Source organism: Bradyrhizobium sp. S3.3.6, from assembly GCF_040546905.1.
Classification (GTDB): Bacteria; Pseudomonadota; Alphaproteobacteria; order Rhizobiales; family Xanthobacteraceae; genus Bradyrhizobium; species Bradyrhizobium cytisi.
Map to the genome: position 1 here is coordinate 812,974 of NZ_JBEPOT010000001.1, position 20,504 is coordinate 833,477.

Consider the following 20,504-nt stretch of genomic DNA (forward strand, 5'->3'; position numbering starts at 1 on the left):
TTCGATTTTTGATTTCAATCCGAGGATTTCGATCATGCGCTCGATTTTCGCACGGCTCAATCGCCGTTACGGCAGGAAGTTCATCGGCTTCGACCGTCAGAAGCTCGTCAGCTCGACCCTCGCCAACGCAATGGTCGTCACGGCGGCCACACCTCCCCGCGACATGCCACGCCCTGCGCGGGCGGTACGACGGCCGCGTGTCACGATCGTCGGAGCGGGACTCGGCGGCCTGATGGCCGGCTACACGCTCGCTCATTGCTGCGACGTGACGATTTTCGAGGCGCGCGAACGCGTCGGCGGCCGTGTCTGGAGCAAGAACAAGTCGAGCGGCGTGGTCGAAGCGGGCGGCGAGCTGATCGGCTACAATCATCCGCTGTGGCTAGCCCTGGCGCGCCAATTCCGGCTGGGACTCTCGCTGTTCACGCTGGACTCGAATTTCGACGCGCTCGATCTCGATATGCCGATCTATCTCGACGGTCGAAAGATCTCGAACCCGTTCGCGCTCAAGACCCTGTTCGAGCAGATGGAGGCGGCCTTCGGGCGGATGGCAAGGCGCGCGCGGCACGTGCACAAGCATGCGCCCTGGCTCACGTCCGACGCCGACGCGCTGGACCGGCAATCCATGGCGGACTGGATTCGGGACGAACCTAGCTCGCGTCTCGCCAGGCTCGCAATGAAGGAGCAGTTCAGCAACGACGCGGGCCAGCCCGTCGAGCGACAAAGCCTGCTCGCCAATTTCGCGGTGGTCCATGGCGGCGCACTCAAGGGACACCCGGCCGCCTACTTCACCCAGACCGAGACGCTACGCTGCTCGGAGGGCAATCAGTCGCTGGCCGAGCACCTCGCCGAGGAAATCAGGAAGGTCGGAGGAGTGGTCCATCTGTCCTCGCCCGTCGTCGCGATCGACATCGACAAGGAGGGCGTGACGATCACGCCGGAGGGGGCTGCTTCCCATCTCGCCGATTACGTCGTGCTTGCGATTCCGCCGAGCCTGTGGCCGGGCGGACGCTTTGCCAAGATCGAGATCACGCCGCAACTCACGCCCGACCATTACATCTCGATGGGGACGGCCGTGAAATACCTCAGTCCGGTCAAGCGACGTTTCTGGATCGACCATGGGCTGGCGCCGGCCGCGACCTCGAGCCGCTTTGGCGTCACATGGGAAGGCACCGACAATCAGATCGCGCCGCGCGGCCGCGAGGTCGAGCTCAGCCTGTTCGCCGGCAGCAAACCGGCGCAGCAGGCCATTCGACAATGGGAGCGCGGCGGCAAGACCGCCGTCGATGCCTTTTATGCGTCGCGGATCGGCCAGGTCTATCGCGGCTATGAAGACAATCTGTCCCAGCCGCCGGACTTCATTGCGTGGCCCGCCGATCCCTGGACCGGTGCCGGCTATTCCTGTCCCGCGCCCGGCGAAGTCACGCGCGCCGGGCCGCTGCTCAACAGCGCATTTCACAAGCGGATGTATTTTGCCGGCGAGCACACCTGCTTTGCCTATTACGGCTACATGGAGGGCGCGTTGCAGTCCGGCCTGAAGGCAGGGTCGGCGATCCTGAGGGCGACCAAACGCGCCGGCCGGCGCCGGTCGGCCTGAGCGCTTTACAGCGTCTCTTGCTGGTGCCCGCAATTCTTGCAGGCGAACTTGACGCGGCTCTGGCCTTTTTCCGCCTGAACCCGGTTCGGCGCGCCGCACTTGCCGCAGACGGCCTCGATGCGGGTCGTGCCGTGCTTGACGACGATGGTCTTCTTTTCCATCGACTCGCGGATCAGGCGCTCGGCCTCCTCACGCAGGGATTGTTTCGACAAAGCTCGTCTCCGCCTTTAGAAAGCGCGAGAGCCATATCGCACCTGCGGTGGAATCTCAATCGGCAATGCCGGCTCAGACCTCGACAATCACATAACTATCCTCGACATGCACCGGAAACGTCTCGGCGACATACGGGCCTTTCTGCAATTCGTCGCCGCGTTCCACCGCGACCGGATATGACCGGATCCTGACGCGCTTCGGATCGAACCAGGACTGGCCGTTGCGCATGTCGAATTCCCAGCCGTGCCAGGGACAGCGCAGCATCTCCCCGACCCGAGAGCGCTCATAGACGCCGGGCTCAGGCGAGGTTAGCCGCGCCACGCAAGCGGCCTTCTCCAGCGGTGCGCCTTCATGCGGACAGCGGTTCAGCAGCGCAAAGAACTCGCCATTGACATGGAACACGACGATATCGCGGCCCGCGACGTCGACGACCTTGTTGCCGCCGGGCGGGATCTCGGTCGTTCGCGCGACAATGTGACGGGCCATGTTGATCAGAACTTGTAGACCGCACGCGCATTGGTGCTGAAGATCTTCTTCCGCTCGGCTTCCGTCAGCGGTGTCTTGAAGGCGAAGCGCGGATCGTCGAAATCCCAGTGAGGATAGTCCGACGAGAACAGGAGGCGATCGACGCCGACCCATTCGATCAGCGAACGCAGATGCCGCGCCTCGTCGGGCTCGTCGATCGGCTGGGTCGTGAACCAGAAGTGCTCGCGGACGTATTCCGACGGCTTGCGCTTGAGATGCGGCACCTCGCTGCGGAACCGCTCGAAATGCTGGTCCATCCGCCACACCGCCGACGGGATCCAGCCGAAGCCGCCTTCGATGAAGACGATCTTCAGCTTTGGAAACCGCTCCAGCACACCCTCAATGACAAGGCTGGCAAGCTGCGCCGCGATGGTGTGCGCGTTGGACTGGTGCTCCTCGACATAATAAGACGGCCAGCCGCCGCCTGTCGGCGCGTGGCCGCCATAGCCGCCGACATGGATGCCGAGCGGCAGGTCCAGCGCCTGCGCGCGCTCATAGATCGGCCAGTAGCGGCGGCGGCCGAGCGGCTCGTTGGCGCGCGGCGAGACGTTGATCTGGATGTACTCGCCGCTTCTGGCGCAGCGCTCGATCTCGGCGATCGCGAGATCCGTGCCGTCCTGCCCGACCAGGATCGAGGCCTTCAGGCGCGGATCCCTGTGCGACCAGAACGCCAGCTGCCAATCGTTGATGGCGCGCTGGATCGCCGCGCCGAATTCCAAGTTCTGCTGCGAGAAGATGAAGAGATCGAGCACCTGCAAGATCCCGAACTCGACATCGAGCGGATCGAGATGCTGCTTCTGCATGAAAGCAAGGTCGGAGCCGGGCGGCCCTCCGGTCGGCGGCCAGGCATCGCGCCGCGCGATCAATGGCGAGGACCGCGGATAGGGGGTCGTAAACAGATAGGGCGTGCGCAGATGGCTGCCATATTCCTTCAGATGCCGCTGCCAGCGTTTCGGCAAGAACTCGTTGAGGTCGTCGAGCGAATGCAGGCTCGGGTGCACGTCGCAATCGACGATGCGCAGCCGGCTCGCGGCGGGCTGTTCGTCGTCACGCAGCGGACGGTCGATGACTTCACTCATGCGAACCTCCAGGATCAGTTGATCGACAACCGCGGAAATGTCTCCAGCGGATTATCGACGCACATCTTTGCGATGATGCTCTTCGGCAGGTTCGGCGGTATCGGATCGTCGCCGTCGAACTGCCAGTGTGGATAGTCGGACGCGAACAGGAACATCTTGTCGGAGCCGATCTGGTCGATGATCTCCTCGACGCTTTTGGCATCGCCCGGCGCATCGAACGGCTGCATGGTGACGCGAAAATTGTCGCGAACGATCGCGGCGGGCTCGCGCCCGACCCAGGGCACCTCGACGCGCACGCCGCGCCAGGTCTTGTTGGCGCGCCACATGAAGGCCGGCAGCCAGCTCACGCCGGATTCCATCAGCACGACCTTGAGGTCCGGATATTTGCCGAACACGCCCTCATAGATCAAGCTCAGAATCTGCGCCTGAAACGCCTGCGCTTCGACGAAGTAATATTCGTAGCGGTGCGACGGCCAGCCAGCCGAGCTTGGCGCCTGCCGATATTGCGTGCCGGCATGGATCGCGAGCGGCAGCTTGTGCTTTTCGGCGAGCTGGTAGACCGGCCAGAAATGCCGTCGCCCCAGCAGCGTCTCGCCCTGCGCCAGCACCAGGATGGAGACGAAGCGATTGTCGCTCGCGCGGCGCTCGATCTCCTCGATGGCGAGATCCGGCGCCTGCATCGGCACCACGATAGAGGCGCGCAGGCGCGGGTCACGCGATAGCCATTCGGCGGCAATCCAGTCGTTGATCGCCTTGCAGAAGTCCGCCGCCATGTAGGAATCGAACACGGCTTGCGCGCCGTAGAGCACGTTGAGGATCGCATGGCTCGCGCCCAATTGGTCGAAGGCGCCCTTCTGCACCATCGCCAGATCAGAGCCCGGCTTCGTGCCATTGGCCGACCGCCAGTCGGCGCGGCCAGAAAACGGCATGCTCGGCGGATAGCAGGTGAGGTCGAGGCCGTCGATAGCACGGCTCACCACCTGCTCTTTCCAGTGATCACTGAGATAAGGAAGCAGCGTCGTGCGCGTGCCACCAACCGCCGGGTGGATGTCGCAGTCGATCCGCGTCACCGCCATGGATGCTTCCTCGCCAAGATCTTGTACGTACGCCTTATTGGTGGCGTTCTTTGTGCGCCGCCCCCTCAGAGTGCGCCGGCCTATGCCGACGCGCAAGGGCGCAGGCCAGCGCGATCCGTCATGGCTCGGTTGCATTTCGCAGGCGCGATATCAGGTCGGGCCGATGCATCCAGCGCAATCGCGGTCTCGGTGGCGGGATCGGCGGCTGATTAAAATTTCGTCTATCGCATCGCAGCCGACACGCTTAGCTTCGGCTGCGTACCGTCCTCTTTGCTCTTCCGGAGTTCCCATGTCCCTCCTCATCCGCGGCGGCACTGTCGTCAATCATGATCATTCGCGCCGTGCGGACGTGCTGATCGAGGGCGACACCATCGTCGCGGTCGACGCAGCAATCGCGGCGCCAACGGGGGCGGAGGTCATCGATGCCGGCGGCGCCTATGTCATTCCGGGCGGGATCGATCCGCACACCCATCTCGAAATGCCGTTCATGGGCACGGTTACCGCGGATGATTTCGAGTCCGGCACCAAAGCGGCGCTGAGCGGCGGCACCACCATGGTGGTGGATTTCTGCCTGCCCGATCCCGGCCAGTCGATGCTCGCGGCCTATCAGGAATGGCGCCACAAATCCGAGAAGGCGGCGACCGACTACGGCTTCCACATGGCGGTGACGTCATGGTCGAAGCAGATCCATGACGAGATGGCAACCGTGGTCAAAACCTACGGCATCAACACCTTCAAGCACTTCATGGCCTACAAGGGCGCGTTGATGGTGAACGACGATGAGCTCTACAACTCGTTCGCGCGCTGCGCCCATCTCGGCGCGATGCCGGTCGTGCACGCGGAGAATGGTGACGTCGTTGCCCTGATGCAGGAGGCGCTGATCGCGCGTGGCGTCACCGGCCCCGAGGGCCACGCCTATTCGCGACCGCCGGAGGTCGAGGGCGAAGCCACCAACCGCGCCATCATGATCGCTGATATGACCGGCACGCCGGTCTATATCGTGCACACGAGCTGCCGCGAGGCGCATGAGGCGATCGCGCGAGCGCGGGCCGCGGGAAAACGCGTCTATGGCGAGCCGCTGATCCAGCACCTGCTCCTCGATGAGCGTGAATATCAAAACAAGGATTGGGATCATTCCGCGCAACGCGTGATGTCGCCGCCATTCCGCGACAAGTCGCACCAGGACAGCCTTTGGGCCGGCCTGCAGTCCGGCTCGCTGCAGGTGGTCGCAACCGACCATTGCGCCTTTACTACCGAGCAGAAGCGCTTTGGTCTCGGCGATTTCAGAAAGATCCCGAACGGCACCGGCGGCCTGGAAGATCGCCTCGCGTTGCTATGGACCGCGGGCGTCGCCACGGGGCGGCTGACCAAGGAGGAATTCGTCGCGGTGACCTCGGCGAATATCGCCCGCATCCTCAACATCTATCCGCGCAAGGGCGCGGTCGCCGTCGGCTCAGACGCCGACATCGTGGTGTGGGATCCCAAGGCGACGAAGACCATCAGCGCGAAGCGGCAGATGAGCCGGATCGACTACAATGTGTTCGAAGGCTTTGCCTGCACCGGCGGGCCCGCCGCGACGCTCTCGCGCGGTCGTATCGTGTGGAAGGATGGCGATCTCCGCGCCGAAGCCGGTGACGGGCACTATGTCGAGCGTCCGGCGTTCTCACCCGTGCATGTGGCGAATTCCACGTGGAAGGAGCTGACCGCCCCGCGCGCGGTCGCACGCGGTGCGGTGACGCCGTAGCTGCGCCACACACGCGATGCCTAGATCGCGAATACCCAGGCGGCGACGATGGTGCCGATGGTGATGAGACCGGCGATGGTCCAGCCCGCGGCATATTCCAGCTCAGGATGACCGGTTGCTCGCATGATCTCTGCCGGGTCGGCGGTATGCTTCTCTGCCATGACGGCCTCGCATGTTACGTCCCGCGTCATGGATAAGTCGCGTCAGCCGCCATTAGGTTCCATCACGGAAATGCGAGGGACACAAAAACGCGAAAACAACCCCATGCACAGTAGAACGCCGGCCTCGGCATGAGGCGCAGCCGCGCGTGACAAAGCTTTGACGCGATTGTGAGAGGCGCGCGGCGTGATCGGCTTTGCCGCAGCGGCACCCCGCTGTTAGGATGCATTGCAGGCATTTTTCTATTTTAGGTTTGGTTCACTGACGTATCGGCAATTTTCTTGCCGGCACACCACAATTGATTTTCGAACACCTGAACAGTTTCGGACAAACAGCACCCACCATCGCAATTCCAGCTTTCCAGCGCGCCAACCCCGTACAAGGAGGAAATACTATGTCCCCTAGTGCAACACCCCACATGGTCGAACTTCCCAACTCTGTCCATCAACTGCCGACAGGCTCGAGGGCGATGCGCCGCACCAACGGCCAGCGCTGGATCGAGCTGACGCTCGGCGTCAAGCGATCCGCCGATCTGCCTGATCTGTCAGATCTGGACGACAAGCTCCCCAAGGCGCGCAAATACATGACGCGCGACAAGCTCGAGAGCCAATACGGCTCCGATCCCAAGGCCATCAAGTCGATCGAGGATTTTGCCAAGGCGCACAAGCTCGTCGTGACCCGCAACGAGCCCGCCGCCGCACGGCTCGGAATCGCAGGCACGGTCGACGACGTCAGCGACGCCTTCGGCGTCACGCTGTTCGACTATTCGCATCCGCATCTCGGCGCCTTCCACGCCCGCACCGGCCCGGTGCACATCCCGACCGAGGTCGGCGATGCCATCACCGGCGTGTTCGGGTTGAACAACCACCGTGTGCTCAGGCGCTCGCGCCATTCGGCACGCGCCGCGGCGCCGGATTTCGCAAGCTCGGTGCGGCACTGGTTCGTTCCGACCGAGCTCGGCGCCATCTACAAATTCCCCCAGATCGACGCGAGCAAGCAATGCATCGGCCTGCTCGAATTCGGCGGCGGCGTGGAGACCCCCGATGTCGCGGCCTATTTCAGCAAGATCGGCGTTCCCGCGCCGGAGGTCGCCGTCATCGCGGTCGACGGTGTCTCGACCAATCCGGCCGACGACCCGGAATCGACCGGCGAGGTGATGCTGGACGTCGATGTCGCCGGCGCGCTCGGCGGCGGCGCCAAGATCGCCACCTATTTCTCGACCTTCGACGAGAAGGGTCTGGTCGATTGCCTCGCCAAGGTCGTCAGCGACTCCGTCAACGACCCCTCCGTCGTCTCGATCAGCTGGGGCTGGGACGAGAACCAGGCCTTCAACAACAGCGGCGTGATCTGGTCACCGGCTGCGATCGACCATTGCAACCATAGCTTCCTCGCGGCGGCCCATCTCGGCATCACGTTCTGCGTGTCCACCGGCGATGACGGCTCGGAAGCACAGATGCAGGACGGCCGGGCGCACGTGAACTTCCCCGCGACCAGTCCTTACGTCCTCGCGGTGGGCGGAACGACCTTGCACGCGCGTGCGAACGCCAGGAAGCAGGTGCAGATCACCGAGGCGGTCTGGAATGACGGACCGGGAAGCGGCACCGGCGGTGGTGTCAGCGACATCACGCCGGCCCCGGCCTGGCAGAAAGGCATCGTGCCGAAGTCGATCAATCCCAGGCATTTTGCCGGACGTGCAATTCCGGACGTTGCGGCCAATGCCGATCCGGCAACGGGCTATCTGACGATGTCGGGCGGCAAGCTCGGCATTGTCGGCGGCACCAGCGCCTCCGCACCGCTCTGGGCAAGCCTGATCGCACGGATCAACGCCGCGCTCGGCGCACGATCCGGCAATTTCAACGCCCTGCTCTATTCCAAATTCGGCCCGGCCGGCGTGCTGCGCGACATCACGGTCGGCAACAATGACACCGGCGGTCTGCTCGGCGGACAGTACAAGGCGGGCCCGGGATGGGACGCCTGCACCGGCTGGGGCGTGCCGGATGGCGGCAAGCTTCTCGTAGCGCTTCAGGGCGGCCCGGCCAGCTAGCCGATCCGCGCTTGCACAGGCGGGCGATCATCCGCCTGTGCGAGACAGGGACACCCGACAGAGACACCCGGCCGCGTCCGTCCGACGCGGCCGGTCGCGTCTTGCAGGCGCCAGAATGGGAGTGAAAAACGAAAGCAATCGGCGCAGATCACCGTTGGTGTCCCGTTGTCTCCCAACAGCGGCGCAATAGCAGAGATGCCGGGAGGTCCGTTGCGGGCCAACACCGGACTCGTGCACCGCAGCCAATGAGGGCGCATCGCTTCTAGCGGGACATTTGCGGTGGATCGATGATGCCGGCTACCCGAATGAGCCCGAGCTTTTCGAGAAAGAAAGGCAGTATGGAACGTAACGGAACATCAGACGTTCTTTTCCGCGAGTGAGCAGCGCCGTCGCCCCGGCGCAGCAACCGCCGAGGCGCGGAGCTGCGCTGATCGGAGGGAATGCTCATGAGACTCACCCTTTCAGTCATCAAGGCTGACGTTGGCTCCGTCGGCGGGCACACGAAACCGTCTACACGCATGATGGCGGCTGTCGAGGGCGAGGTCGCGAAGGCGATCTGCAATGGTCTCTTGATCGACGGTTTCATCTGCCACACCGGCGACGACATTGCGATCATCATGACGCACACACGGGGCGAGGGGAGCTCTGAGGTACATCAATTCGCCTGGAAGGCGTTTCTTGCGGCCACGGCGGTTGCGAAAAACTCTGGCCTCTACGGCGCCGGCCAGGATCTTCTGGTCGACGCGCCTTCCGGAAACGTTCGCGGCGCCGGACCGGGCGTCGCGGAGCTCAGCTTCGAACACAGCCTCTCGGGTTCGAGGCCCGCGGAGTCCTTCATGGTGTTCGCCGCCGACAAGTGCGGCCCCGGCGCCTACAACCTGCCGCTCTACCTCACCTTTGCCGATCCCATGTACTGCGCCGGGCTGATGCTGCCTCCGATGATCAAGGGTTTCCGTTTTCATGTCATCGACATGGACCACACGGCTGGCGACAGCGTGATCGAACTCGACGCGCCCGCGGACGGCTACCACATTGCCGCGCTGCTCCGCGACAATGAGCGCTTTGGGATCGATCGCATCGTTTCCCGAACGTATGACGAGGTTGCCGTCGCTGTTTCGGCGCAGCGTCTTCACTCGATCGCAGGCAAGTACACCGGCAAGGACGATCCGGTCGCGATCGTCAGGAACCAAGGGATTTTCCCAGCGCCGGAAGAAATCGTCTCGCCGTTCGCGAAGGCGCACTTCGTAGGCGGCGATGCGCGCGGCTCGCACGTGATGCCGCTCATGCCGGTGCCACTTAATACACCGGTGACAGGCATGTACTGCCTGCCAATTGTCTCCTGCGCTGGCTTTTCGATCGACAAGAACGGCCGTTTTTCGGAGTCCTATACCGATTTCTTCGACAACCCGGCGTGGGACGAGGTCCGCCGGCGCGCCCAGCGCAAGGCAATCGAGATGCGCAGCCAAGGCTGGTCTGGCGCCGCGATGCTGCCCTATTCCGAGCTGGAGTATGGCGGCTTCCGCGACACCGTGTCCGCACTGCTGAAGCGTTTTCGGCTGCGCGGGGAGCGCAAACCGGAAGCGGCCGAGTAGAGAACGTGCGACGCGGGCGCTATTGACATGCCAATACTGGGAGGTAGGTGTGGCGAGGAAACGCATAGGCATTCTCACTGGCGGTGGCGACGTCCCCGGCCTCAACGCGATCATCAAGACCGTGACCTATCGCGGCAGCGAGGACGACATTGAGGTCGTCGGTCTGCGCCGCGGTTGGGAAGCCCTCACGCACCTTGACCTCGACGCCCCCGCCAGCAAATCGCACTACCTTATCCCGCTCAACCGCGAAAACACGCGCATCATCGACCGACGCGGCGGCACCGTGCTGCACTCGAGCCGCACCAATCCCTCCAAAATGAAGAAACTGCCCGATCATCTCGCTGGCGAAGACCTTCCAGTCTCGGAGAGTACCAAGAGCGGCATCGCAACCAAGACTTGGGATCTCACCGGCCAGGTATTGGCGAACCTCTCCAGGCTGGGCATCGAGCACCTCATCGCCATCGGCGGCGACGACACACTCAGCTATGCGGACAAGCTCAACGGGCTCGGCGTCAAGATTATCGCCATCCCGAAGACGATGGATAACGACGTCCGCAACACCGAATACTGCATCGGCTTCTCGACCGCGATCACCCGCGCCAGCGATGCAATCCAGCGGCAGCGCACCACTGTCGGCTCACACGAGCGAATTGGCATTTTCCGCATCTTTGGTCGCGATGCCGGATTTACAGCTCTCTACACCGCGTACGTGACCTCGATACGGTGCGTCATACCGGAGTACAAGGTCAACCTCGACAAACTGATCCAACTGCTCATCGAGGAGAAGCGTGCGAACCCAAGCAACTACGCGCTGATCGTTCTCAGCGAAGGTGCCGAGTGGGAGGGCTTCAGGCTGCAGGAATACGGCGAGCCTGACGCCTACGGTCACCGAAAGAGGACGAGCGTGGCCGAAGTGCTTGCCGACGAGATCAAGCTGCGCGCCGGCGAGGAGACCATCGTCTCTGATCTCACCTACGACCTGCGATCGGGCGATCCGGACTTTATCGACAAGCTTGTGGCCCTGACTTTCGGTAACATGGCATACGATGCCATCCTGGAAGGCAAGACCGGCCTTATGTCGGCGCTGGTAGAGGGCCGCTACGACCTGGTGCCCATCCCTGACGCCAAGCTCGGCCCCCGCAAATTGGACGTCGCCAGCACGTACAACACGGAGCGCTACCGCCCCATCTACGCCAACAAGCGGGGGCTGCCGATCTTTCTCAACCGCGCGTCATAGGGGGGTGGCAGGTGGCAACCCCAAGAACGTCTCGTATGGGGCAGCCTCGGAAGTGCTGCCCGGCCAGATGGGTCTGCCGACGCGGAGTCAGGACCTCGTGCCGAGATCATGAAGGAGTCAGGCCATGGAGATCGAACGCACGACATTCGGCACCATCACGATTGACGGAAAGACCTATGAACACGACGTGATCATTCGTCTCTCCGGTGAAGTGGCAAGGCGGAAGAAAAAACTGTCGAAGAAGTACTACGGCACCTCGCATGTCCTCTCGAAAGACGAAGCGAAGTTCCTCTATGAGGACGGATGCGAGCAGCTGATTCTTGGCTCGGGCCAGATGGGCAATGTGCACCTATCGCCGGAAGCTGAGACGTATTTTGCGAGAAAGGGTTGCAAGGTCCTGCTGGAGCCGACCCCCAAGGCGATTCATACGTTCAACGACTCGCGCGCAAAGAAGATCGGCCTTTTTCACATTACCTGCTGAAACCGGGCCGGCTGCGGCGCATGAAGCCCGAGAGCGCACTGAGAAGATCGATTCGCCGCACGGTCGTACGTGATGACCGGTGGCGGAAGCCCACCATCGTCCAGGTCCGCAAGAGATCCTGACCACTGACGGGATCACGCGGGACACGGGAGTCGGCTTTGGGTCAAGATGCGAAGAACTCTGCGCGAGCAGATGTTTTCCGCTTCGGCTCCGAACTCAGACATTGCTCGGTGCGGTCGGCACTTCGCATTTGGGCCACAAGGAGACCTCACATCCGGACAGATCTCACGGCTTCTTAAAAATGAATTCTAATGTTGACGAAGGGTCTTGCTGCCTCTTCCAGTCAGCAAGCTTCTCCTCTTCCTCATGCAACTGACGATACAGCTGAGACATCCGGGCAAATATCGACCGGAGCGTCGTGTCATCCGCTGTCCGAGAAATCTGAGCACATCGCTCAGATATATCAAGATTTTCGCTCATAATCGGTAGGTTCTCCTCACCTGATCTAAGCTGGTGGCCTTCGGGAGTATGTCTTTGGGTCAAAGAGTGCAGCCAGACCGGCGACGAGTGCAATCACCGCGACAAACAGGACCGAGATAGGATCGATAAATAGATACAAGACTGCCGCTATTGCCAGCAACGTCAAAGCGGGACCGACGAGCGCAGGGTGCCTCTTAAGCGAATATATCACCCGGTTGCGCACTTCAGGAATGCAGGCCGCGGCGGTGACAAGGCCAACGATTACGACAAGCCATTTCGGCATAACTCGCGCGCCTCGATAGTGGGCTACTACGACAACAACGTAGGCACCCTTTCGCTCTGATTAAAGAACATAGTTCAAATCACATCGTTTCCGGCGGAAGTCTGCAACGGGTCAAAAGCGTCGGCTTGGCGCTCGGCTACCAAGTTCAGGTCTGCCCCAATGAACCGACGTGTAGCTGTACGGCGTCAACGGAAGCGTTGGGCCACAACCGGACATCGGGCTTTCATTTTTCTGGCTCAGACCTTCCGGTCAATCTGATCGAACCTGGATAGGCTGTCTTGTGCTTCACATACCCGATTTCTTCGGAGAACTTCTTACCCGCTTCCGTCCAGCGCCCAAAGCGGGTGTCCACAATTTCCATCAGTCCAAAGTCCGCGAGTGCCTGAATTGCAAGTTGTCCGGCGCTCTCCGCGAGAGTGTCAACGTCATCCTCGTACTCGTACTGATGTTGGTGAACCATGGCTACGAGCGCGATCAGAAGCTTCTTTTCGGTTTCGGTCATAACTTTGCCCTATCAAGTGCCGGGTCGCCCGAGTTGCTCTGAGAGCGTATTCAGCATCTCCTAACATTTTCGGCGTTGCATCAGGAAACCTCTGTTTCGGGTCAAAGGCCGAAGAATTCAATTCGAGCACAATTGGTCCGCTGCGCTCTCGGAAGCGGCCTTCCGTCCGTGCCCTCATGAGTACACGTTCTTATTCAACAAGTGACCTCGTCGCGTTCAACTCTCCCGGGACTAAGACTATAGCCCTCCCCCTAATGGGAAATCTGTCATAGGCTGCGACTGTCATTTGGCGGCAAAGCCGTGACCGGAGAGGAAAAACGCCCATGAAACTCACGATGTCCGCCTGCCGCGCCGGTGCAATCCTCGTGGCCGGTGCGTCCCATGTCGCGGCCGCATCCGGCGCGACGCCTTCGAAAATCTCCGGCTCCACGGCGCTGGCGCTGGCGGGGGTGATCGCGCCGCTGTCGCCGATCCTGTCGGGCGCCGAGAAGAAGGCGGTTGCGATGCTGTTCGCCGTCAACGCCGACATTCCCTACAAGAAGCCGATCGTGGTGACCGCGGACAGGATCGTCTGCCGCACCAGCAATGTCGACATCACCTTGCGCAACTGCGAGGTCACGTTCGGCAAGAAGGTCAAGACCGTGAACGGCTCCACGGCCAACGAGATTTTCGCGACCGAGGCGCTGGCCGGCATTCCGCCCGACGGTGCGGCGGGATCGAATTTCGAGAGCCTGAGCAAGCTGAGCTGCACGATCGACCCCAATGCCGTCAGGCAGAAGGACGGGAGCGGGGCGGATTGCACGTTCCAGCCGGCGGATTGATTGGGGCGTGCGAGGGCGAACGAAGGGTGCCGTGAAATCGCCGCAAGATGAACTGACAAGACCAAGTAGCAAGGCGAATTGAAAAGACAGGCCAAATCGGCGCACCAAACCGAAGCGCTCAAGGCCGGCACCACGATGATGAAGAATTGTCTCGCATTTTTGCTTGTTCTGAGCGTGACAGCGGCCTCCGCACATGGCCCGTTGCCGGCGCGACTGACCGCGCCGTCCGATCTCGTGCCGGTCGGCCTCACCGATAACGACACGACCGCCGGCGGCGTCGTGCGCCTGTGCGAGCAGGTCACCTTCTCGCGCGGCCTGCGCTATGGCGACGGCGAGGCCAATGTGCTCGACGTCGCGATCAGCGAGACCACCAAGGCGGATACGCCGCGACCGGTGCTGCTGTTCGTGGCGGGCGACACGTTTACCGGTGACCGCGGCGCTCCGGACCTGTCCCGCGACATCCAGGACGAGGCGATGTGCTTTGCCGCGCGCAACGGCATGATCGGGGTGCGCGTGAACTACCGCCTGGCGCCCGCCGCGACCTGGCCGATGGGCGCAACCGACGTCGCAGCGGCGCTGTCCTGGATCCACGGCAATATCGACCTGTTCAACGGCGACGCCCGCGAGATCGTCGCGGTCGGCTACGGCGCCGGCGCCTTCCATGTCGCTAGCCTGCTGGCGCATCCCGAGCTCCAGGCCGACCGCGCCGATGTCGCGGCGGTCGTGCTGGTATCCGGTATCTACCGCGCCGGCAAGGACGCCAGCGACAGCGAGAAGGCGTATTTCGGCACTGACGCCGCTCAATATGACAAGCGCTCGGTGTTTCCCGGCATCCTCAATGTCGATGCGCCGATCGTGCTGGCCTGGGCCGCCAACGATCCCGCGAACCTGGTCGCGCAGGGCGAGACCCTGAAGAAGACGCTATGCGGCGCCGGCCACTGCCCGCGCACCACGCTGCTGCGCAGCCGCGACGGCATCGCTGCCGCATTTGGCCTGGACGGCTCAGGCGACAGCCTCGCCGAACCGACGCTGCTGCTGGTGCATCAGCTGGAGGCGCGCGGGCTGCCGTAAGCATCAGCGGGACGCCCGAATTCGTCGAACCCGCCAAGCCGATATGCCGGACGATGACGGACTCACGCCGCGTGTGTCGGGGCGGCACGACGCCAGAGAAGCACAATACTATCGGGAGCGATGCAGCGGGCGAAGGCGCGCGCAAGGCCAGGCGCTCCTTCCACTTCATATATGTGGCGCGCAATGCTCTTGCTTCAAGACCCCGCCTCCCCCGTAGAAGTCAGGCCTCCTACCGAATCTGAGGTGGCAAATGACGGAACACGACGTGATCATCGTCGGCGGCGGTCCAACTGGATTGATGCTGGCTGGGGAGCTGGCCGTGGCCGGCGTGAACGCCGCGATCGTCGAGAGGCGTCCGAACCAGGACGTGGAGGGCTCGCGCGCGAGCGGTCTGCATCCACGGGCGATCGAGCTTCTCGATCAGCGGGGCATAGCGGAAAGGTTCCTGCCGCAAGGGACCAAGCACTACGCCGTCGCGCTCGCCGGCATCGTCCTCGAGGCCCGCGACCGGCCTAGCCGCCACAACTACACGCTCGGGCTCTGGCAGGAAAAAATCGAGCGCGGTCTCGCCGACTGGGTCTCTGAACTCGCCGTGACCTTCTATCGAGGCTGCGAGATGGCGACCTTTGTCGAAACTACGGAGCGGGTCGACGTTCACCTGACGGACGGGCGCAGGCTCGGTTCACGCTATCTCGTCGGCTGCGACGGCGGCCGCAGCCTCGTGCGCAAGACCGCGGGCATCGGGTTTCCCGGATCGGAGCCGCAGGCGAGCTATCTCATCTTCGAAGCGGACATGACGGACGAGCCGCCGCTTGGCATCCGCTACAGCAACCGGGGGCTGTATGCCCTGGGACGGCTCGACAGCGGCCCGCGCGTGCGCGGCATCGTGACGGAGCAGCGGCTCGAGCGGGGCGGCAGCCCCACCGAAGCAGATCTCAGGGCAGCGCTCCAAACCGCCTACGGATCGGATCTGGGCATCCATAAGGTCACGTGGATGTCGCGGTTCACGGACGCTGCGCGGCAAGCGGAAGCGTATCGGAAGAGCCGCGTCCTGCTCGCGGGCGATGCCGCGCACATCCACTCCCCCGTGGGAGGACAGGGCCTGAACGTCGGGCTGCAGGATGCCGTGAATCTCGGGTGGAAGCTCGCCCAGGTCGTGAAGGGGATCTCACCCGATGCCCTGCTCGACACCTATCACGCCGAGCGGCAACCGGTTGGGGCCGCGCTGCTCGAGTTGACGCTGGCGCTCACCGCTCTCAACCGTGGCGACGAGCACACGACGGCACTCCGCGGGTTCGTCGCCAACACTATGAAGATGGATGAGCCGAGGAGATGGTATTCCGCCACGGTGTCGGGCCTCGACATCCGCTATGGCGAGGAAGGATGCCACCCTCTGCTCGGCAGGCGCATGCCCGACCTGGACCTTGTCACCGCTGATGGCCCGACGCGCGTATTCGAGCTGATGCGAGATGCGCGGCCGCTCTTCCTCAATCTCGGCCCGCCCGGCTGCGCTGTCCCCGAGCGATGGGACGAACGCGTCAGGCAGGTCAGCGCGACGTTCACGGGCATCTGCGAGATGCCGGTAATCGGTGTCGTTCCGACCCCTGCCGCCGTTCTCGTCCGGCCCGACGGGCATGTCGCCTGGGTCAGCACGGGCAAATGCGAAGGTCTCGTGGAGGCTCTCGCGACCTGGTTCGGAGATTAGGCCGCCATGGCCGTGTTGCGGGCGACTAAGGACGGCTAGGCAAGCGCAGCGCGTCAGCACGCCTGCCGCTTCTATCGCGCCGCCCAGCCACAGGATTGCCAAACGCTTGACGTAGATCAACTCCCTTGGGTGCAGAACGAGCCGAGTTCGTTGGGGGCCAACAACGACAAGGTGTCGAGCATGCGCGTCACCGGCAGGCTGCTGTTCGTTTTGATCGTCGCTCTCGCCTCGCTCGGGGCGATGTCGGAGCAGCGTTCTGATCAGCCCACTTCCGACAGCGAAATCCGCATCGGCAATCTCATGCCGTATTCGGGACCGCTCTCGGAATTCGGCGCGATCGGCCAGGCGGAGGCCGCCTATTTCGACATGGTCAACGATCATGGCGGGATCAACGGCCGCAAGGTCCGCTTCATCAGCCGCGACGACAATTCCGATCCCACGGTCGCGCTCGATTTGACGCGCGGTCTCGTCGAGAAGGACGACGTGCACCTGATGTTCGGATCATTCGGCACGCCCGGCAATCTCGCCACGCGCTGGTACCTGAACGAGAAGAAGGTCCCGCAGCTGTTCGTCGCCTCCGGCGACGAGGAGCTGAGCCAGGCCAAGGCGTTTCCCTGGACCATGGGCTGGCAGCCGCCGTTCCGGTCGGAAGGGCGCATCTACGCCAACTACATCCAGGCCTATTATCCGCATCGCAAGATCGTGGTGCTGTGGCAGAACGACCAGTTCGGACGCGCGCTCCTCAAGGGTATCGAGGAAGGTCTTGGCAACCTGAACCGCCTGATCCTCGTCGACATCGCCTTCGACATCTCAGATGAGCATCTCGAAGGGCACGTCTCGATCCTCAAGCGCGCGGGTGCCGATGTTTTCGTCTTTCTCGGCGTGCCGTCGACGGCGGCTCAGGTGATCAAGCTGGCCGCCTCGCTCAACTGGCACCCGGTCGTGATCGTGAACGATGCCTCCGCCTCGATCGCCAACGCGATGGCGCCTGCCGGCCTGCAGAATTCGGCCGGGGTGATCTCGACGGCTTTTCTGAAGGATCCGAGCGATCCGGCATGGAAAGACGATCCTGCCATGAAGGACTGGTTCGCCTTCATGGATAAATATCATCACGTCGAAAGCACGAACAACAGTGCCGCACTCTATGGCTATGCCGCGGCCGAGGCGCTGACGCAGGTGCTGAAGCAATGCGGCGACGACCTTTCGCGCGAGAACATCATGCGCCAGGCCGCGTCGCTGCAGGATTATCACCCCTCCGTCGCGCTGCCCAATATCGGGATGAATACGTCGCCCGACAGCTATCTGCCGATCAAGCAGATGCGGCTAGTCCAGTTCGACGGCCGCTCCTGGCAGCCCTTCGGCGCGGTGATCGAGACGGCGTTTTCGGAAGGTGCGGCGCGGTGAGAGGACACGGGCCATCTTTTCGTTTCGTGGCGAATGTTTAAGATCGGGCATGAACCTGCATTCGCTCCGCCGGGAGATCCCATGACCGAGACCATCCGCATCAAGCGCTTCAACGCGCGCCCCGTGATCGTGCCGATGAACTTGCCGCTCCAGACCTCGACCGGCGCGGTCGGGAAAGCGCCGCTGGTGCTGATCGACTGCGAGACGGACCAGGGGGCGGTGGGGCACGCCTATCTGTTCTCGATCACGCCGTCGGCCCTGAAGCCGCTGACCGCGATGGTCAGGGAAATGTCGGAGCTGCTCGCCGGCGACGAGCTGCTGCCGTTCGAGATCGAGCGCAAGCTGACCCAGCGTTTCACGCTGCTCGGGCTCGCCGGGCTGCAACGGCTGGCGCAATCCGGCATCGACATGGCGGCGTGGGACGCGCTGGCCCGCGCGCGCGGCCTGCCGCTCGCCCGCCTGCTCGGCGGCGCGCCGAAACCGGTGAAGGCCTACAATTCGAAGGGGCTCGGCATCATGCCGGCGGGCGCCGCGGTGGAGGAAGCCCACAAGCTGCTGGCCGAGGGTTTTCATGCCGCAAAAATCCGCGTCGGCCGGCCCGATGCGCGGGACGACCTCGCCGTCGTGCGCGCAGTGCGCAAGGCGGTTGGCGACGAGGTCATGCTGATGTGCGACTACAACCAGGCACTGACGGTGACCGAAGCCATTCGCCGCGGCGAGATGCTCGACGATGAAGGCCTGACCTGGATCGAGGAGCCGATCCGCCATGACGACTATGAGGGCTGCGCCCGCATTGCGGACGCGCTGCGCACACCGGTCCAGATCGGGGAGAATTTCGACAGCGCGTTTTCGATGCAGGCCGCACTGTCAGCGGAGGCCTGCGACTACGTGATGCCCGACGTGCAGCGCATCGGCGGCGTCTCCGGCTGGCTGCGCGCCGCCGCGCTCGCGCACGCCGCCGGCATCGAGATGTCAACCCATCTGTTCTCGGAGGTGAGCGCGCATCTGCTCTGCGTGACGCCGACCGCGCATTGGCTGGAATATGTCGACTGGGCCGACGCGGTGCTTTCAACGCGGCTCAAGATCAAGGACGGCTTTGCGTTGCCGGGCGAGGAGCCCGGCAACGGGATCGAATGGGACGAGGCGGCGGTGAGGAAATATCTGGTCGGCTAGTCGTTGAAGGCTACCCCTTGCGCGACTTCACCGGGCGCGCCGGGCTCCGTGATCTCGGCGCAATTGCTCTGCGGCTTCTGGCCGGCGAGCATGCCGCGGAAAAAGGCCAGCGCATCCGGGAAAGCGGCGTTCAGGCCACCATTATGCGTGGCGCCGGGATAGGTCTTCCAGACCAATTCGTTTCCTGCGGCGCAGAGAGCCGCGACTTCCGCATATTGCCGGGTCGGGACCAGCGTGGAATCGGCAAGGCCGGTGCCGAGCAGCAACGGCACCTTGAGCCGCACCGCCTTCATGTCCGTGACCGCAGTCAACCGCGTCAGCACCTTGTCGATCGGTTCGACGTAGACGTTGTCGACAGTGATGTCGTCCCTACGTGCCACATTGCGCATCTCGGTGGTGCAGCTCTCGCGCGCCGCCTTCAGGATCGGCTTGCCCTTTTCGGAGACGAGATCATCAGCGGAGGCTGCGCCGTCGGGCAGCGAACCGCCCAGCAGCATGAGCGACGTGTAGATCGGTGAACCGATCGAGGTGGTCTGCGGCGGCTTGTAAGGACCGTCCGGGAAGGTCGAAACGAGCCCCGTCGCGACGGTGGCGACGAGTGGCACCTCCGGCGCGTAGCTCTCCGCAATCACGGTCGCGCCCATGGCGGCACCCGAGCCCTGCGACTGCCCGGTGACGAAGACTTTTGACGCGAGCCTGTCCCGATACGCTGAGAGCGCGGCACGCACGCCGTCGAGCACCGAGCGGCCTTCCGCCTGCCAGATCAAATACGGATGCGGACCAGGTCCGCCGAGTCCTTGATAATCGGTGGCGACGACCGCGAAGCCGTTCTCCAGCCAGCGCTGGATGTAGGTGGCATCGCGCGGCTTGTGACCGGTCCAGGACGGCGCACATGCATCCGAAATGCCGAGCGTGCCGTGCGCCCACGCGATCAGGGGCCAGCCTCCGGCCGGCGGCTCGCCCTTGGGCAGATAAAGCGTGCCGCTGACCGGTACGATGCCGGCGTGCCAGCGCAGATCGCTCGATGTGTAGAGAATGCGTTCGGCGAGGGCTGCGCTCGTGATCTCGGACTGCGCGAGCATCGGCTCCTTGCGCAGCATCACGCCGGGGCTCTCGGGCAAGGTTTCGGACCAGCGATAGAATGGCGACAGGGCCTGGTCGCCCACCTTCGGTCCGACCGGCAACAACGAATCCGCGCGGGCCGTCGAGGCCGCGAGGCCCACGACAACGGCGAGCGCTATCAACGACCTTGTCATCAGGCTTCCAGACATCAGGCTTCTCCATCCCTAACGGTCTTGGATTGGCTGGCTGTCGCAGCAAT

Annotated in this window: 18 protein-coding genes; 11 read left to right on the forward strand and 7 right to left on the reverse strand. The window is 63.3% G+C overall.

What is annotated here, in order from left to right:
• The first annotated feature begins 34 nt into the window (after positions 1-34).
• Positions 35-1,594 carry a flavin monoamine oxidase family protein gene (locus ABID59_RS03930; protein WP_354082490.1) on the forward strand — a complete coding sequence of 520 codons (1,560 nt, stop codon included), beginning with the start codon at positions 35-37 and terminating at the stop codon, positions 1,592-1,594.
• A 5-nt stretch (positions 1,595-1,599) separates the two neighbouring features.
• Here ABID59_RS03930 and ABID59_RS03935 read toward each other — a convergent pair whose 3' ends face one another.
• The 4 genes from ABID59_RS03935 to ABID59_RS03950 all read right to left on the reverse strand — a co-directional run bounded on the left by ABID59_RS03935 (position 1,600) and on the right by ABID59_RS03950 (position 4,487).
• On the reverse strand, positions 1,600-1,806 hold the full coding sequence (locus ABID59_RS03935; RefSeq protein ID WP_148753217.1) for a hypothetical protein: 207 nt from the start codon (positions 1,804-1,806) through the stop codon (positions 1,600-1,602).
• 73 nt (positions 1,807-1,879) lie between these two features.
• Positions 1,880-2,293, reverse strand: a complete 414-nt coding sequence (locus tag ABID59_RS03940) for a Rieske (2Fe-2S) protein (protein WP_148753216.1) — start codon at positions 2,291-2,293, stop codon at positions 1,880-1,882.
• A gap of 5 nt (positions 2,294-2,298) precedes the next feature.
• A complete protein-coding gene (locus ABID59_RS03945; RefSeq protein ID WP_354082491.1) occupies positions 2,299-3,411 on the reverse strand; it encodes an amidohydrolase family protein in 1,113 nt (370 codons plus the stop codon).
• A 14-nt stretch (positions 3,412-3,425) separates the two neighbouring features.
• Positions 3,426-4,487, reverse strand: coding sequence for an amidohydrolase family protein (locus ABID59_RS03950; RefSeq protein WP_354082492.1), 1,062 nt, complete (start codon positions 4,485-4,487; stop codon positions 3,426-3,428).
• A gap of 289 nt (positions 4,488-4,776) precedes the next feature.
• Between ABID59_RS03950 and hydA the strand changes: the two genes are divergently transcribed.
• On the forward strand, positions 4,777-6,231 hold the full coding sequence (hydA, locus tag ABID59_RS03955; protein WP_354082493.1) for a dihydropyrimidinase: 1,455 nt from the start codon (positions 4,777-4,779) through the stop codon (positions 6,229-6,231).
• A 20-nt stretch (positions 6,232-6,251) separates the two neighbouring features.
• On the opposite strand, the gene ABID59_RS03960 is transcribed toward hydA, so the two are convergent.
• Positions 6,252-6,392 carry a hypothetical protein gene (locus ABID59_RS03960; protein WP_187435070.1) on the reverse strand — a complete coding sequence of 47 codons (141 nt, stop codon included), beginning with the start codon at positions 6,390-6,392 and terminating at the stop codon, positions 6,252-6,254.
• A 467-nt stretch (positions 6,393-6,859) separates the two neighbouring features.
• On the opposite strand from ABID59_RS03960, the gene ABID59_RS03965 reads away from it, so the two are divergent.
• The 4 genes from ABID59_RS03965 to ABID59_RS03980 all read left to right on the forward strand — a co-directional run bounded on the left by ABID59_RS03965 (position 6,860) and on the right by ABID59_RS03980 (position 11,744).
• Positions 6,860-8,434, forward strand: a complete 1,575-nt coding sequence (locus ABID59_RS03965; protein WP_354082494.1) for a S53 family peptidase — start codon at positions 6,860-6,862, stop codon at positions 8,432-8,434.
• Positions 8,435-8,880: 446 nt separating this feature from the next.
• Positions 8,881-10,026, forward strand: a complete 1,146-nt coding sequence (locus tag ABID59_RS03970; RefSeq protein WP_148753211.1) for a fructose-1,6-bisphosphatase — start codon at positions 8,881-8,883, stop codon at positions 10,024-10,026.
• Between the two features lie 49 nt (positions 10,027-10,075).
• Positions 10,076-11,263 carry a 6-phosphofructokinase gene (locus tag ABID59_RS03975; RefSeq protein WP_148753210.1) on the forward strand — a complete coding sequence of 396 codons (1,188 nt, stop codon included), beginning with the start codon at positions 10,076-10,078 and terminating at the stop codon, positions 11,261-11,263.
• 124 nt (positions 11,264-11,387) lie between these two features.
• Positions 11,388-11,744 carry an Mth938-like domain-containing protein gene (locus ABID59_RS03980; protein ID WP_148753209.1) on the forward strand — a complete coding sequence of 119 codons (357 nt, stop codon included), beginning with the start codon at positions 11,388-11,390 and terminating at the stop codon, positions 11,742-11,744.
• A gap of 986 nt (positions 11,745-12,730) precedes the next feature.
• On the opposite strand, the gene ABID59_RS03985 is transcribed toward ABID59_RS03980, so the two are convergent.
• Positions 12,731-13,009 (reverse strand): hypothetical protein, encoded by a 279-nt coding sequence (locus tag ABID59_RS03985; RefSeq protein ID WP_354082495.1) that lies wholly within the window; start codon positions 13,007-13,009, stop codon positions 12,731-12,733.
• A 323-nt stretch (positions 13,010-13,332) separates the two neighbouring features.
• On the opposite strand from ABID59_RS03985, the gene ABID59_RS03990 reads away from it, so the two are divergent.
• From ABID59_RS03990 to ABID59_RS04010, 5 genes are all read left to right on the forward strand, one after another.
• On the forward strand, positions 13,333-13,830 hold the full coding sequence (locus ABID59_RS03990) for a hypothetical protein (RefSeq protein WP_354082496.1): 498 nt from the start codon (positions 13,333-13,335) through the stop codon (positions 13,828-13,830).
• A 138-nt stretch (positions 13,831-13,968) separates the two neighbouring features.
• Positions 13,969-14,901 carry an alpha/beta hydrolase gene (locus ABID59_RS03995; RefSeq protein ID WP_354082584.1) on the forward strand — a complete coding sequence of 311 codons (933 nt, stop codon included), beginning with the start codon at positions 13,969-13,971 and terminating at the stop codon, positions 14,899-14,901.
• Positions 14,902-15,151: 250 nt separating this feature from the next.
• Positions 15,152-16,606 (forward strand): FAD-dependent monooxygenase, encoded by a 1,455-nt coding sequence (locus ABID59_RS04000; protein ID WP_354082497.1) that lies wholly within the window; start codon positions 15,152-15,154, stop codon positions 16,604-16,606.
• A gap of 180 nt (positions 16,607-16,786) precedes the next feature.
• On the forward strand, positions 16,787-18,010 hold the full coding sequence (locus tag ABID59_RS04005) for an ABC transporter substrate-binding protein (RefSeq protein ID WP_354082585.1): 1,224 nt from the start codon (positions 16,787-16,789) through the stop codon (positions 18,008-18,010).
• Positions 18,011-18,091: 81 nt separating this feature from the next.
• On the forward strand, positions 18,092-19,183 hold the full coding sequence (locus ABID59_RS04010; RefSeq protein WP_354082498.1) for an enolase C-terminal domain-like protein: 1,092 nt from the start codon (positions 18,092-18,094) through the stop codon (positions 19,181-19,183).
• Here the strand turns inward: ABID59_RS04010 and ABID59_RS04015 are convergent.
• Positions 19,180-20,454, reverse strand: coding sequence for a lipase family protein (locus ABID59_RS04015; RefSeq protein WP_354082499.1), 1,275 nt, complete (start codon positions 20,452-20,454; stop codon positions 19,180-19,182). The genes ABID59_RS04010 and ABID59_RS04015 overlap by 4 nt on opposite strands.
• Positions 20,455-20,504: the final 50 nt, after the last annotated feature.